Origin of the sequence: Streptomyces sp. NPDC057900, from assembly GCF_042887885.1 — a bacterium.
Taxonomy (GTDB): domain Bacteria; phylum Actinomycetota; class Actinomycetes; order Streptomycetales; family Streptomycetaceae; genus Streptomyces.
Genome location: NZ_JBHVOI010000004.1, coordinates 358,152 through 372,756, shown reverse-complemented (window position 1 = coordinate 372,756; position 14,605 = coordinate 358,152). Strand labels below are relative to the sequence as shown.

Annotated in this window: 13 protein-coding genes; 5 read left to right on the top strand and 8 right to left on the bottom strand. The window is 70.6% G+C overall.

From position 1 onward, the window contains the following. Window positions 1–543 precede the first annotated feature (543 nt). From ACFVQ0_RS19180 to ACFVQ0_RS19170, 3 genes are all read left to right on the top strand, one after another. A complete protein-coding gene (locus tag ACFVQ0_RS19180) occupies window positions 544–1,653 on the top strand; it encodes a DUF1996 domain-containing protein (RefSeq protein ID WP_390089467.1) in 1,110 nt (369 codons plus the stop codon). Window positions 1,654–1,877: 224 nt separating this feature from the next. Beyond that, the gene (locus tag ACFVQ0_RS19175) at window positions 1,878–3,635 is read left to right on the top strand and encodes a discoidin domain-containing protein (protein WP_390089465.1); all 1,758 of its coding nucleotides are present in this window, start codon (window positions 1,878–1,880) and stop codon (window positions 3,633–3,635) included. A 19-nt stretch (window positions 3,636–3,654) separates the two neighbouring features. Continuing rightward, a complete protein-coding gene (locus ACFVQ0_RS19170) occupies window positions 3,655–4,101 on the top strand; it encodes a DoxX family protein (protein WP_390089812.1) in 447 nt (148 codons plus the stop codon). Window positions 4,102–4,199: 98 nt separating this feature from the next. Here the strand turns inward: ACFVQ0_RS19170 and ACFVQ0_RS19165 are convergent, their stop codons facing one another. Beyond that, complete coding sequence (locus tag ACFVQ0_RS19165; RefSeq protein WP_390089464.1) at window positions 4,200–5,681, bottom strand: MFS transporter; 1,482 nt, start codon at window positions 5,679–5,681, stop codon at window positions 4,200–4,202. Between the two features lie 59 nt (window positions 5,682–5,740). On the opposite strand from ACFVQ0_RS19165, the gene ACFVQ0_RS19160 reads away from it, so the two are divergent. Continuing rightward, on the top strand, window positions 5,741–6,205 hold the full coding sequence (locus ACFVQ0_RS19160; protein WP_390089462.1) for a MarR family winged helix-turn-helix transcriptional regulator: 465 nt from the start codon (window positions 5,741–5,743) through the stop codon (window positions 6,203–6,205). 14 nt (window positions 6,206–6,219) lie between these two features. Here ACFVQ0_RS19160 and ACFVQ0_RS19155 read toward each other — a convergent pair whose 3' ends face one another. The 5 genes from ACFVQ0_RS19155 to ACFVQ0_RS19135 all read right to left on the bottom strand — a co-directional run bounded on the left by ACFVQ0_RS19155 (window position 6,220) and on the right by ACFVQ0_RS19135 (window position 10,841). Continuing rightward, window positions 6,220–7,014 carry an SDR family NAD(P)-dependent oxidoreductase gene (locus ACFVQ0_RS19155; RefSeq protein ID WP_390089460.1) on the bottom strand — a complete coding sequence of 265 codons (795 nt, stop codon included), beginning with the start codon at window positions 7,012–7,014 and terminating at the stop codon, window positions 6,220–6,222. Beyond that, window positions 7,011–8,171 carry a serine hydrolase domain-containing protein gene (locus ACFVQ0_RS19150; protein ID WP_390089810.1) on the bottom strand — a complete coding sequence of 387 codons (1,161 nt, stop codon included), beginning with the start codon at window positions 8,169–8,171 and terminating at the stop codon, window positions 7,011–7,013. Before ACFVQ0_RS19150 ends, ACFVQ0_RS19155 begins: the two co-directional genes overlap by 4 nt. Window positions 8,172–8,245: 74 nt before the next feature. After that, on the bottom strand, window positions 8,246–9,019 hold the full coding sequence (locus ACFVQ0_RS19145; RefSeq protein WP_390089458.1) for an energy-coupling factor ABC transporter ATP-binding protein: 774 nt from the start codon (window positions 9,017–9,019) through the stop codon (window positions 8,246–8,248). Next, on the bottom strand, window positions 9,016–9,777 hold the full coding sequence (gene cbiQ / locus ACFVQ0_RS19140) for a cobalt ECF transporter T component CbiQ (protein ID WP_390089456.1): 762 nt from the start codon (window positions 9,775–9,777) through the stop codon (window positions 9,016–9,018). The genes ACFVQ0_RS19145 and cbiQ overlap by 4 nt, the downstream gene beginning before the upstream one ends. After that, on the bottom strand, window positions 9,777–10,841 hold the full coding sequence (locus ACFVQ0_RS19135) for an energy-coupling factor ABC transporter permease (protein ID WP_390089454.1): 1,065 nt from the start codon (window positions 10,839–10,841) through the stop codon (window positions 9,777–9,779). The genes cbiQ and ACFVQ0_RS19135 overlap by 1 nt, the downstream gene beginning before the upstream one ends. A gap of 200 nt (window positions 10,842–11,041) precedes the next feature. Between ACFVQ0_RS19135 and ACFVQ0_RS19130 the strand changes: the two genes are divergently transcribed. Next, entirely contained in the window at window positions 11,042–11,404 is a 363-nt protein-coding gene (locus ACFVQ0_RS19130; protein ID WP_390089452.1) for an SsgA family sporulation/cell division regulator, read from the top strand. Between the two features lie 213 nt (window positions 11,405–11,617). On the opposite strand, the gene ACFVQ0_RS19125 is transcribed toward ACFVQ0_RS19130, so the two are convergent. Both ACFVQ0_RS19125 and ACFVQ0_RS19120 read right to left on the bottom strand, forming a co-directional pair. Then, on the bottom strand, window positions 11,618–13,849 hold the full coding sequence (locus ACFVQ0_RS19125) for an MMPL family transporter (RefSeq protein WP_390089450.1): 2,232 nt from the start codon (window positions 13,847–13,849) through the stop codon (window positions 11,618–11,620). A gap of 126 nt (window positions 13,850–13,975) precedes the next feature. Beyond that, entirely contained in the window at window positions 13,976–14,548 is a 573-nt protein-coding gene (locus ACFVQ0_RS19120; RefSeq protein ID WP_390089448.1) for a TetR/AcrR family transcriptional regulator, read from the bottom strand. Window positions 14,549–14,605 lie beyond the last annotated feature (57 nt).

Here is a 14,605-nt window from a genome sequence, read left to right as displayed (position 1 = left end):
CGCCACCGTGAGCGCGAACCGCGCCGTGTGCGGGGGTCGTTGTCCGGACCGGCGTCGGCTGCCGCCGCTCTCCCCCTGGGGCTCCAGGCGGAGCCGTCTTCTCTGTCCCGGTTCGCACGCGCGCGGCTCGGCCGTCATCCATCCCGGCAGCGTACGCAACCGGGCCGATCCGGTGCTCCTCCCGCCCTCCCGCCCGTGGTCGCTCCGACGATCCGGACGCGGTCATCGGGCAGTTGGCGGAGCGGTCCGCCGGGTTCGTGAAAGTGCGTCGGCCGCCTCCGCGCACCGCATGACGTACACGGCCCCCGAGTCCACCTCTCATATACGTGGCGTCCGCCGAGCGGCTGCGCGGACCGGGCGATCAGCGGACCGGCCCAGGCCACAGCATGTTACCGGGAGTAACACATCGCGTTCCGCCAACTCGGCGCGGCGCGGCGGTCGTTCACGAACTATTGACACGCTCTTGTCAGGAGCGGAACACTCCGGAATGGGAGAGCGCTCTCCCACCTTCATGCACCCCCACCCACGCAGCAGGAGGTCTCCATGCCACGGAGGTCGAGAACACTCACCGGACTGCTCTTGTTCACCTCGCTGACCCTGACCACCGCAGGGATCGCGGGGATCGCCGCGACGGCGAACGCGTCGACCGGGAAGCCGGTCGCGGCGGCGGGCGCGCACGCCGAGCACGCCGCGTACTCCATGCCGGGGATGCCCGGCATGCCCGCCTCCACCAAGGCTTCGGGCGACGACCCGGACGGGGACGGCTACATCATGGCCGACCCGCCGGTCACCGGGGTCACCCCCTCGATGGAGGTGCCACCGCCGGCGTACTTCCACGAGTTCCAGGCCAAGTGCGCACCGACCCACACGGCTCCGGACGACCCGATCGTGTACCCGGGCCAGCCCGGCAAGTCCCACGACCACACGTTCATGGGCAACACCACGACCGACGCCTACACCACCGCCGCCTCGCTGGAGACCGGTGACACGACGTGCCTGGCGCCCGGTGACAAGTCCGGGTACTGGATGCCGAGCCTCTTCAACGGGGACACGAAGATCCTCCCCGAGGGCGTCCAGACCATCTACTACAAGTCCGGAGTCACCGACTACCGGAGCGTGCGGCCCTTCCCGAAGGGACTGCGGTACGTCGTCGGCAGCCCGATGCAGTCCCAGGACGAGTTCAAGAACCTCAAGGGAACCGTCGAGGGCTGGGAGTGCGGTGAGTCGTTCAAGAACTACGACTTCCCGGCCAACTGCCCGACCAGCCGGGACACCTACCTCAACCTGCGCCTCCAGGCGCCGAGTTGCTGGGACGGCATCCACCTGGACACGCCCGACCACAAGAGCCACATGGCGTACCCGGTCGCCGGAGGCGCCAACTACAACTCGTGCCCGGCCGACCACCCCGTGGCCCTGCCGATGATCGAGTTCAAGATGGCCTGGCCGGTCAACGGCGACATGTCGCAGGTGAAGCTCGCCAGCGGCAAGGGCTTCTCGTTCCACTACGACTTCATGAACGGGTGGGACACCGCCACGCTCGACGCGATGGTCACCCACTGCGTCAAGGGCGGGCTCCAGTGCGACCCGCACGGCTACGACGAGAACCACCCCGAGAAGGGCGCGGTACTCAACGGGGACTACGAACTCCCGTAGCCCGCAAGGCCGGACGGTCCGACAGCGACCGGGCGACCCGACGACCGGGCGACCCGGCAGCCGGGCGACCGGACGGCCGCACCCCGGGTGGGGTCTTTTTTCGGACCATCTTGGAGAGCGCTCTCCAAGATCACCCGGGGTCACTCCTCCCCCACCAGCCTCCCCCACCTGCCTCTCCCCATATCGCTAACCCCACCTCCTCCCCCACCCTCAAGGAGATCGACATGCACCATCCCCCCACCCGTACGGCCAAACGTCTCGTGGCCCCCTTCGCGGCGGCCGCCCTGCTGGCCGGCGCGATGGTGGCCCTCCAGGCGCCCGCCGCCCAGGCGGCCGGAAGCGTCGTCAAGGTCACCGGTTCCCAGGGGAACTGGCAGCTGACCGTCGACGGTTCGCCGTACACCGTCAAGGGTCTGACCTGGGGCCCCTCGGTCGCCGACGCCGAGAAGTACATGCCGGACGTGGCGTCCATGGGCGTCAACACCATCCGCACCTGGGGCACCGACGCCACCAGCAAGCCGCTCTTCGACACGGCGGCCGCCAACGGCGTCAAGGTGATCGCCGGATTCTGGCTCCAGCCGGGCGGCGGGCCGGGCAGCGGCGGCTGCGTCAACTACCTGACGGACACGCAGTACAAGAACGACATGCTGGCGGAGTTCCCCAAGTGGGTGGACACCTACAAGGACAACCCCGGCGTGCTGATGTGGAACGTCGGCAACGAGTCGACGCTCGGCCTGCAGAACTGCTACAGCGGTGACGAGCTGGAGGCCCAGCGCAACGCGTACACCACCTTCGTGAACGACATCGCGAAGAAGATCCACACGGTGGACCCCAACCACCCGGTCACCTCGACCGACGCCTGGACGGGCGCCTGGCCGTACTACAAGAAGAACGCGCCGGACCTCGATCTCTACGCCGTCAACGCCTACAACGCGGTGTGCAACGTCAAGTCCGACTGGGAGCAGGGCGGTTACGACAAGCCCTACATCGTCACCGAGACGGGCCCGGCCGGTGAGTGGGAGGTCGACGACGACGCGAACGGCGTCCCGACCGAGCCGACCGATGTCGCCAAGGCCGAGGGCTACACCAAGGCGTGGGGCTGCATCACCGGTCACACCGGGGTGGCGCTCGGCGCGACGATGTTCCACTACGGCGTCGAGGACGACTTCGGCGGCGTCTGGTTCAACCTGCTGCCGGGCGGCGAGAAGAGGCTCTCGTACTACGCCGTGAAGAAGGCGTACGGCGCGGACACCTCGGGCGACAACACCCCGCCGGTCATCACCGGCATGAAGGTGGACGACGCCACCGCCGGTGTCCCCACCGGGGGCGATGTGCGGATCAGCGCCAAGGTGTCCGACCCGGACGGCGACGCGGTCACCTCCCAGGTGCTGTTCAGCAGCAACTACATCGACCAGAACAAGGCGCTCGTCCCGGCCGAGACCAAGGACAACGGCGACGGCACCCTGACCGCGAAGGCGCCCAGCAAGACGGGCGTCTACAAGGTCTACGTGAAGGCCACGGACGGCAAGGGCAACGTGGGCATCGAGACCGCGTCCCTCAAGGTGATCCCGCCGAAGGTGGACGGGACGAACGTGTCCCAGGGCAAGACGGCCACGGCGTCCTCGTTCCAGACCGACCCGACCGGCGGCTGCCCGTGCGGTGCGCAGAACGCGGTGGACGGCAAGTTCGACACCCGCTGGGCCAGTGACTGGAGCGACCCGCAGTGGCTCCAGGTCGACCTGGGCGCCTCGACGGCCTTCAAGCACGTGCAGCTCGCCTGGGACCCGGCGTACGCCAAGGCGTACGACATCCAGACGTCCGAGGACGGACAGAGCTGGACGACGGTGAAGTCGGTGACCGACGGCAACGGCGACATCGACGACATCGACGTCAACGGCACCGGCCGCTACGTGCGGATCAACGGCACGGCGCGCGGTTCCGGCTACGGCTACTCGCTCTACGAGTTCGGCGTCTACAGCTGACAGGAGAAGGGCCCTCATGATGATCAACAACCTGGGGCGGGCACAGCCCTACGCGCTCAGCCTGTTCCGCATCGTCATCGGGTTGCTCTTCACCTGCCACGGGGTCGCCTCGCTGTTCGGGCTGCTGGGCGACGCGCGGGTGCCGGCGGGCACCTGGCCCGGCTGGTACGCGGCCGTCATCCAGCTGGCCGGGGGCACCCTGGTGATCCTCGGCCTGGGGACGAGAACGGCCGCTCTGGTGGGGTCCGGCTCCATGGCGTTCGCGTACTTCGACGTGCACCAGCAGCGGGCACTGCTCCCGATGGAGAACGGCGGTGAGGCGGCGGTCTTCTTCTGCTGGACGCTGCTCCTGATCGTCTTCTCCGGACCTGGCGCGCTCGCCGTCGACCGGCTGTTCACCTCCCGCGGAGCCACCCGGGAGGAGACGGAGGTGCGGCGCGGTCAGCGCCTGCGGGTACCCGCCTGAGGGGACGGGTACCCCCACGCACCGGCCCTCCCGGGACTGCCCCCGGGAGGGCCGGTGCCGTGTGCGTCACGCCCGGCACGCCCCGCCCCCGTCCCCCGTTACGCCGCGGCCTTCTCGTCCGCGTCCGCGAACTCGTCGCCCTCCGGCCGGGCCTTCTTCGGCAGCAGCAGGGTGATGCCGAGGAAGGCCACCAGCAGACAGGCCTGGGCGATCAGCGCGTGGCGGTATCCGGCGGTGAACTCACCGGCCGTGGCCCGGTCGAAGAACACCGAGCCGAAGACGGCCACCCCGATCGAGCCGCCGATGGACTGCACCGCCGTGAGCACCCCGGAGGCCGAGCCGATCTCGCTGTCGTCCACGGCGGCGAGGATGAAGCTGAACAGCGCGGCGATCACCATGCCCGCGCCGATACCGGAGACGGCCACGCCGGGCGCGATGTCCCAGACGGAGAACGAGCCGGTCGCGCCGAGCTCGTACCAGAGCAGTCCGGCGCCCGCGAGCTGCACCAGCGGGCCGATCTGGAGGACCATCCGGCCGATCCGCTCGGCCAGGAACGCGCCGCTGACCGCGCCGCCGATCGCGGTGCCCACGGCGAGCGGCAGATTGCCGAGACCGGCCTCGCCCGCGGTGAAGTGCTGCCCGATCTGGAGGTAGAGGGTCAGTACGAGCTGGCTGCCGACGAGTCCGCCGAAGAACAGCGCGATCCCGCCGAGCCCCACGGTGAACGCGGGCTTGCGCAGCAGCGCGGGCGTCACCAGCGGCTGCCGCCCCCGGGCGGCGGTACGGCGCTGCTGGAGCGCGAAGGCGGCGAAGCCGAGGGCGGACGCGGCCATGCAGAGCCAGGTCCACAGCGGCCAGCCGGACTCCTGGCCCTGGTTCAGCGGCAGGACCAGCAGGGCGCAGGACAGGGCCACCAGCGCCGCCCCCACGCCGTCGACGACCACCGCGCGGTCGCCCGGTTTCTTCGGTACGGCCTTCGCGGCGACGATCAGGGCCACGATGCCGATGGGCAGGTTGACCAGGAAGACCAGCCGCCAGCCCAGGCCCAGGAAGTCGCCCTGGATCAGTCCGCCGCCCAGGACCGGGCCGACGATGCCGCCGAGACCCAGCACGGGGCCGAAGATGCCGAAGACCTTGGTGAGTTCGGCACCGGAGAAGTTCTCCCGCAGCAGTCCGAGGCCCTGCGGCAGGAGCATCGCGCCCGCGGTGCCCTGGAGCAGCCGGAAGACGATCAGCGTTTCGATGCTCGGCGCGCACGCGCAGAGAAGCGAGGTGAGGGTGAAGGCGGCGAGGCCCAGCAGGAACATCGGGCGGCGCCCGTAGCGGTCGCCCAGCCTGCCGCCGAGGATCAGTCCGGCGCCCAGGGTGAGCGCGTAGCCGCCGATCACCCACTGGAGGCCGACCGGACCCGCCCCGAGCGACTTCTCCAGCTCGGGTCCCGCCACGTTGACGATGGACGCGTCCAGCAGGTCCATGATCTCCGCGACGAGCATCACGGCCAGGATCAGCCAGCGCCAGCGGTAGGGCTCCGCAGCGGCCGGGGCGGCACCCGGTGCGGCGATCGGCTCCGTCGCGCTCATTTTACCTCAGATCATTGATTACCAATATTCTTAGCAATATCGAGAGTATCCTGAGCCGCATGGATGTCAAACGGCCTGCCACCGAGCCCGCGACGAGCGGTGGCGCCATCCGCGAGCAGCTACGGAACCTGACGCTCCGGCAGCAGCGGTTCGAGCGTTATCTGGGGCGGCGGCTGCGGGTGGACCCGGCGGGCCTGGCCGTGATGGACCATCTCGTCAACGTCGGGCCGACGACGCCCACCGACCTCGCGCGCAGGCTGGACGCCTCGACGGCGGCGACGACCCTGGTGATCGACCGGCTCGTCGCGGGCGGCCACGCCACCCGCGAGCCGCACCCCACCGACCGCCGCAAGGTGATCGTGACCCCGGCCGAGCACTGGGGCGCCACGGCGTACGAGCATGTGGCACCGGTCATCGAAGGCGTCGGCGAGGCCGCCGCGGAGCTCTCGCCTGGCGAACAGGCCGTCGTGGCGGCCTTCCTGGAGCGGATCGTGGGCGTGTACGACGCCGCGACCGACCGCTGAGGCGGGGCCGGGCCTCAGTCCTTCGTGAGGGCCTGCCGGAAGCCGGTGTTCACCGCCGTCAGCCCGCCGTCCACGCACAGTGTCGTGCCCGTGACCCAGGCGGCGTCGCGGGAGGCGAGGAAGGCGACCGCGGCGGCGATGTCCTCGGGCTCACCGACCCGGCCGAGCGGGTAGAGGCCGCTGACCCGGGCCAGCTCGTCCTCGCGGCCGGACCACGCGTCGGTGCGGATCGTGCCGGGCGTGACCAGGTTGACCCGCACCCCGCGAGGTCCGGCGTGGCCGGCGAGGGTGCGGGTGAGGGAGGCCAGGCCCGCCTTGGCGGCGCTGTAGGCGTGGTTGCCGAAGTCCTGTACTCCGTTGACCGAGCCGATGCTGACGATCGCGCCCCGGCCGGACGCCGCGAGGTGCGCCATCGCGGCCCGCGCGCACCGGTAGGCGCCGCTGAGGGTGACGTCGAGATCGCGCTCCCAGACGTCGTCCGGCTCGTCCTCGAACAGCGCCTCGTCGGGGGTGCACGCGTAGGCGTTGTTCACCAGCACGTCGAGCGCGCCGAACACCGCGACGGCGTGCGCCACCGCCGCCTCGACCGCCGCCCGGTCCGTCACGTCGCAGGCCAGCGACTCGGCCCGGCCGCCCGCCGCGACGATGTCCGCCGCCACCCGCGCGGCCCGCTCCGGGTCCAGGTCGGTGACCAGGACCCCGGCGCCCTCGGCCGCGAGGCGGCGGGCCGTGGCGGCGCCGATGCCCTGGCCCGCACCGGTGATGAGGACGCCGTAACCGTCGAAGCGCGCGAGCGCGGCAGAAGTCATAGCGCCGACCGTACTGCCCGGACCAGTGCCTGGGCACGGGGGTCGGCGGTGACTCCTTTCTGCAGACCGTTCGTCACATAGCCGAGCGCGATGCCCGATTCGGGGTCTGCGAAGCCGAGCGAACCGCCCCTTCCGGGGTGGCCGAAGGAGCCCGGGGCCAGCAGTGGGGAGGCCGGTCCGTGCAGCATGTAGCCGAGTCCGAAACGGGTGTTGACGACCAGCACCCGGTCCGGCCCCGCGGACTCCTCCGTGCGGGCCAGGGTCAGCGTGGCGGGGGCGAACAGCCGGTGGCCGTCCACCGGCCCGATCATCGCGGCATAGCAGCGGGCCAGTCCCCGGGCGGTGGCGATGCCGTTGGACGCGGGGAGTTCGGCGGCCTGGTAGCCGGGGTCGTTCTCGTCGGGGAACGGGTCGATCGCGCCGAACGCCCGCCGGGTCAGCGACTCCGGGTCGCGGTAGGCCTCGACGACCGAGCGCTTGGGCCGCATCCGCAGCGCGCCCGTGCCCTCGCCCGAGGGCGCCTCGACCGGGCCGATCCGGCCCACCCGGTGCGCCTCGTCCGCCGGGATGCCGAACCAGAAGTCCAGGCCGAGCGGGCGGGCGATCTCCTCCGCGACCCAGCGGCCGACCGTGCGTCCGGTGACGCGTCGCACCAGTTCGCCGATGAGCCAGCTGTAGGTCTGCGCGTGGTAGCCGTGCTCGGTGCCGGGCTCCCACTGGGGGCGCTGGGCGGCGACGGCGAGCGCCCCGCTCACCCCGTCGGCGGCCTCCTCGGGGGTCAGCGTCCGGTCCAGGGCCGGGATGCCGGCCCGGTGGGCGAGGAGGTGGCGGACGAGTACGCGCTCCTTGCCGTTGGCCTTGAACTCCGGCCAGTAGGTGCCGACGGGGGCGTGCAGATCGATCTGGCCGCGCTGGTGGAGCAGCAGCGGGACGGCGGCGGCGATGCCCTTGCCGGCCGAGCGGACGACCTGCACGGTGTCGACGGCCCACGGCTCCGCGCCGTCCACGTCTCTGGTCCCGGCCCACAGGTCGACGACCTTGTGCCCGTGCCGGTAGACGGTGACCGCCGCCCCCCGGTCGCCGCGCTGTTCGAAATTACGGATGAAAGCATCCCGGACCGGTTCGAATCCGGGCACCACCGCGCCCCGTACGTCCACGCCTGTTCCCGCGCTCCCGCTCATACCCCCATGGTGCATTGCCGCGCAGGTCGCGGGTGGGGCGGGTGAGGTTGTTACCTCGTGTTCACCGTCACGGAGCGCGGGTCGAAGCCGAAGGGCAGCTCCAGCCGGTGGGCGCGCATCAGTTGCTCGTCGCAGAGGAGGTCCTGGGTGCGGTCGTCGGCGGCGATGACGCCCTCGCTGAGGATGACCGCGCGGCCGCACAGCTCCAGGGCGTACGGCAGATCGTGCGTGACCATCAGCACGGTGACGTCCAAGGAGCGCAGGATGTCGGCCAGTTCGCGGCGGGAGGCCGGGTCCAGGTTGGAGGAGGGCTCGTCCAGGACGAGGATCTCCGGGCGCATCGCGAGGACCGTGGCGACGGCGACGCGGCGGCGCTGCCCGAACGAGAGGTGGTGCGGCGGCCGGTTGACGAACTCCTCCATGCCGACCTGCTTCAGCGCGTCGGTGACCCGCTCCTCCAGTTCGGCGCCGCGCAGCCCGCCGGACGCGGGCCCGAAGGCGACGTCCTCGCGGACGGTGGGCATGAAGAGCTGGTCGTCGGGGTCCTGGAAGACGATGCCGACGCGGCGCCGGATCTCCGCGAGGTTGCGCTTCTCGACGGGGAGCCCGGCGACCCGGACGGTGCCGGCGCCCGCGTCGAGGATGCCGTTCAAGTGCAGGACGAGGGTGGTCTTGCCGGCCCCGTTCGGGCCGAGCAGGGCGACGCGTTCGCCGCGTGCGACGGTCAGGTCGACGCCGAAGAGCGCCTGGTGGCCGTCGGGGTAGGCGTAGGCGAGTCCGCTGACTTCGAGGGACGGCGGTACGGGGTCGTGCTCGTGGCTCATACGGTCCATCCCAGCAGACACACGGCGAGGGCGAGCAGGGGGAGTGCCGAGGCGTACGCCCACTGGGTGCGCGAGGCGGTCACCTCGTCGATGACCGGCATGGTGCCGGTGTAGCCGCGGCTGACCATCGCGAGGTGGACGCGTTCCCCGCGCTCGTAGGACCGGATGAAGAGCGCGCCCGCCGATTTGGCCAGTACGCCCCACTGCCGTACCCCGCGCGCCTCGAAGCCGCGCGAGCGGCGGGCGATGGACATCCGGCGCATCTCGTCGGTGATCACATCGCCGTACCGGATCATGAAGGAGGCGATCTGGACGAGCAGCGGCGGCAGCCTCAGCCGTTGCAGGCCGAGCAGCAGGGAGCGCAGTTCGGTGGTGGAGGCCAGGAGTACCGAGGCGGCGACGCCGAGGGTGCCCTTGGCCAGGACGTTCCAGGCGCCCCAGAGGCCGGGGACGCTGACGGAGAGGCCGAGTACGTGGGTCTGCTCGCCGGGCACGACGAACGGCATGAGCAGCGCGAACGCGACGAACGGCACCTCGATCAGCAGCCGCTTGAGGAGGAAGCCGGCCGGGACGCGGGCCGCCGCGGTGACGCCCGCCAGGAGCAGCGCGTACAGCCCGAAGGCCCATACCGCCTCGCGCGGGGTGGTGACGACGACCACGACGAAGCAGAAGACGGCGGCCAGCTTGCAGTGCGGCGGCAGGTCGTGGACCGGCGAGTGCCCGTGCCGGTAGAGCTTGTGGGCGTGCCCCGCGCCCATCAGACCTTCGCGTCCGTGCTCGTGACGGCCTCGGTCCCGTCGCCCTTGCGGCGGCGGCGGGCGACGACGTAGAACGCGCCGCTGCCGACGACGAGGGTGGCGCCGACGCCGATCACTCCGGCCAGGCCGCCGGAGATCCGGGCGTCGGAGATGTCCTTGACGCCGTAGTCCGCGAGCGGGGAGTCCTTGGCGGCGTGCTCCTCGGTCTTCTTGTCGATGCCCTGGTCGGTGGCGACCTTCTCCAGGCCGTCGGGGTTGGCGGAGGCGTAGAAGGAGACGAATCCGGCCAGGACCAGCGCGGTGACCAGCCCGGTGGCCCACAGGCCGCGGTTGGAGCGGGCGGCGGGTGCGGCGGCGACGGGCTCACGGGCGGGCGCGTCGACGAGTTCGCCGTCGATCCGGAGCTTGAGCGGGGCGGTGAGTCCGCGGGCGCCGTGCACGAGGTCGGGGCGTACGGCGATGACGGCGCCGACCGTCAGCGCGGTGATCACCGCCTCACCGATGCCGATCAGGACGTGGACGCCGACCATCGCGGTGAAGACCTTGCCGATCGGGATGTCGGTGGTGCCGCCGATCCAGTACATCAGCGTGAAGGCGCAGGCCGCGGCCGGTACGGAGACGAGCGCGGCGACGAAGGAGGCGGCGGTCATCGAGCGGCGGGTGCGCGGCAGCAGCCCGACGAGGCCCCGGAAGAGGGCGTACGCGACGACGGTGGTGACGATGCCCATGTCCAGGATGTTCACGCCGAGCGCGGTCAGCCCGCCGTCCGCGAACAGGATGCCCTGCATCAGCAGGACGACGGAGACGCAGAGGATTCCGGTGTACGGCCCGACCAGGATCGCGGCCAGCGCCCCGCCCAGCAGATGGCCGCTGGTACCGGCGGCGACCGGGAAGTTCAGCATCTGCACGGCGAAGATGAAGGCGGCGACCAGACCGGCCAGCGGCGCGGTCCTCTCGTCCAGTTCCCGGCGGGCCCCCTTCAGGCTGACGGCCACGGCACCGGCGGCGACGACTCCGGCCACGGCGGAGACGGGCGGATTGATGAATCCGTCGGGTACATGCATGGGGGAGGCTCCGCTTCCTGCGTTACTGCGTGACTGCGCGGGGTCATGAACCTCTCAATAATAGAACCTTGTTGCGAACCGTTCGCAAGAGCGCTGTCGTCACAACTGCCCAGGGTTCTCACAGTGCTCTTTACGTAAAATATGGGACATTAGAGGGCGAAGGCGTATACAAGAGACGTATACACAGGAGGAGCCGGCCCATGTCCCCCGTGATCAAAGAACATGCCAGAGCCCGGCTCGTCACCGACGCCCGCGACCTGCCCGTGGTCCCGGTCGAGCTGCGTCACGACGCCGCCGACGCCCCGCCCACGATCCGGATCGCCTTCCCCGGCGGTACGGAATGGGTCATCGAACGTGAGCTGCTGGAGCGCGGGCTGCGCGCCCCGGTCGAGCGCGACGGCTACCGCGTCTGGCCGTGCGGCCGGGCCCAGCTGGTCGTCGAGCTCCATTCGGCGACCGGCGTGGAGGTGGTGCAGTTCGACAGCGCCCCCCTGATCCGCTTCCTGCGCCGCACCCACGCGGAGGCCAGGACCGGCCCGAGGCCCGAGGCCGCCCCCGCCTGACCCGGGACATGCCGAGAGCCCCCGTGCACACCAGGTGCACGGGGGCTCTCGTCGCTCCGGCCCCCCGTCCCCACAGGTAACCGGCGCTACCGGGGCCGCGCTCCGCTCAGACGCGGCTCCGGAGTTCAGCGGCTCGAAGCGAGCGGCTCGGTGAGCGGCCCGACGGGAACAGCTCGGTGAGCGGCCCGAATGGAGCAGCTCGGAGTGAGCGGCTCAGACGCGGGTCAGCTCGCGCTCGCCGCCGTGGTCCGGCGGACCGGCCCCGTCATCGGTGGCGGCGCCGAGCTCCTTGCGCAGCCCCTCACCCTCCACGTCGACGTTGGGCAGGACCCGGTCCAGCCAGCGCGGCAGCCACCAGGCGCGCTTGCCGAGCAGGGCGAGCACGGCGGGCACGATGGCCATCCGCACGATGAACGCGTCGAAGAAGACGGCGATGGCCAGCGAGAAACCGATCATCTTGATCATCTGCTCGCTGGAGCCGATGAAGCCGGAGAAGACCGCCATCATGATCACGGCCGCGGCCGTGACCACCCGCGCACCGTGCTTGAAGCCGGTGACGATCGCCTGGCCGGGCTTCTCGCCGTGGACGTAGGCCTCGCGCATCCGGGTCACGAGGAAGACCTCGTAGTCCATCGCGAGACCGAAGACGACGCCCACCATGAAGATCGGCATCATCGACATGATCGGACCGGTCTGCTCGACCCCGAAGAGCGAACCGAGCCAGCCCCACTGGAAGACCGCGACGACCGCGCCGAGGGCCGCGACGACCGAGAGCAGGAAGCCGAGCGCCGCCTTCAGCGGGACCAGGATCGACCGGAAGACCACCATCAGCAGCAGGAAGGCGAGGCCGACGACGAGCGCCAGGTACGGCAGCAGCGCGTCGTTCATCTTCTGCGAGAAGTCGATGTTCATCGCGGTGGAGCCGGTGACCAGGACCTCGGCGCCGGTGTCGGACTTGATGTCCTTGCCCGCGTCGCGGATCGCGTGGACGACGTTCTCGGTCTCGACCGAGCTGGGCCGGTCCTTCGGGACGACGGTGATCATCGCCGCGTCCCCGGTCTTGTTGAAGTTGGCCGGGGTGACGGCGACGACACCCTTCATGCCGGAGATCTCGTCACCGACCCGCTTGGCGGCGGCCTTGCCGTCCGAGCTGTTCTCGGTGTCGACGACGACCATCAGCGGGCCGTTGAAGCCGGGGCCGAAGCCGTCGGAGAGCAGGTCGTAGGCGCGGCGCTGGGTGGTGCTGGTGGGCTGGGAGCCGTCGTCCGGCAGGCCCATCTCCAGCGAGGCGGCCGGGATCGCGATCGCGCCCAGGCCGAGGACGCCGACGAGCAGCACCCACACCGGCTTGCGCAGCACGAACCGGGCCCAGCGGGTGCCCATGTTCGGCTTGGCATCGGGCCTGTTCTCGTCCTCCGCCGCCTTGCGCGCCTTGCGTCCCATGACCCGCTTGCCCGCGAAGCCCAGCATGGCCGGAACGAGGGTGAGCGCGATGAGGACGGCGATGGCGACCGTGCCGGCCGCCGCGAAGCCCATCTTCGACAGCATCGGGATGTTGACGACGGCCAGCCCGACCAGGGCGATGACCACGGTGAGCCCGGCGAAGACGACCGCGGAACCGGCTGTGCCGACCGCCCGTCCCGCCGCTTCCTCGCGCTCCCTGCCCTCGGCCAGTTCGGCGCGGTAGCGGGAGACGATGAAGAGCGCGTAGTCGATGCCGACCGCGAGGCCGATCATCATGGCGAGCGTCGAGGTGGTGGAGCCGAGGTCCAGCACGTTGGCCAGGGCCGTGATCGTGGAGACGCCGATGCCGACACCGATCAGCGCGGTGAGCAGTGGCAGCCCCGCCGCGATGAGCGAGCCGAAGGTGATGACGAGCACCACCGCGGCCAGCGCGATGCCGATGACCTCGGTGGCACCGGTCTCCGGCATCACCTGGAGCGCGTCACCGCCGATCTCCACGGTCATCCCGGTCTTCTGCGCCGCCTCGCCCGCGTCCTCCAGGGCGTCCCGGGTGGCGTCGGTCAGCTCCATCGAGTTGACCTTGTAGGTCACCGAGACGTACGCGGTCGAGCCGTTCTTGGAGACGGCGTTCCCGGTGTACGGGTCGACGACCGAGGCCACCTGGTCCGAGCCGGACTTCAGCTGGGCGGTGATCTTCTTGACGTCGGCCTTGTTGGCCGGGTCCGTCATCTTCTCGTTCTCGGGCGCCTTGAAGACGATGCGCGCGGTCGCGCCGTCGGCGCTGGCCGCGGGGAACCGCTGTTCCAGCAGGTCGAAGGCCTTCTGCGCCTCCGTGCCCGGGATCGAGAAGGAGCTGGAGGTGGCGGTGGACGCGGAGGCCGCGCCGAATCCGGCGAGCGCCAGCAGGGCCACCCAGATCAGGGCGACATAGCGGCGGCGCCGGAAGGCGAGCCGCCCGATTTTGTAGAGGAATGTGGCCACGGAGGCGTACTCCCGGTCGGGTCGTTGAGTGGAAAAAGGCGTACGGAACCAGCCCGACGACGAGAGCGGCGTGTCAGGTGGAGCTGCTTCTGGGGAGAGGGCTGTGCGGGGCCGTGGGGACGGCGGTCAGACTCCGAGAGCGGGGAGGATCACGGAGTCGACGTAATCGGTGAGGAACGCGTGATCGACCGGACGGTCCTCGATGAGCTGCCGAGCGGTGAACGCGCCGATCAGCATGTGGGGTACGTACTTCAGCGCCGGGTTGTCCGGACGCAGCTCACCCCGGTCCAGGGCTCGGTTCAGCAGCACTTCGAGACCGGAGAGCTCCGGCTCGACCAGCAGTGCGCGCAGGGCCTGGAGCAGGTCGGGGTTGTTGTGGACGGCATGGCTCAGACCCCGCATCAGCGCGGCGTCCTTCTCCATCTGACAGTCATCGGTACGGCTCAGGACGGCGTGGAAGTCACCGCGCAGCGAGCCGGTGTCGACATCGCCGAGGGACACGGGCTTGTTGTGCCGCAGGGCCGTGACGACGAGCTCGGGCTTGCTCCCCCACTGGCGGTAGAGGGTGGCCTTGCTGGAACGGGTGCGGGCGGCGACGGCGTCCATGGTCAGGGCGTCGTAACCGACCTCACGGAGCAGGTCGAGCACCGCGGCGTAGAGCTCGCTCTCGCGTTCGGGCGTGAGCCGTGTGCGTGCCATGTGTCGACCCCCGTTCCGAGCTCGCGATGTGTAGGTGTTGTGGCTCGGACTTGCGTC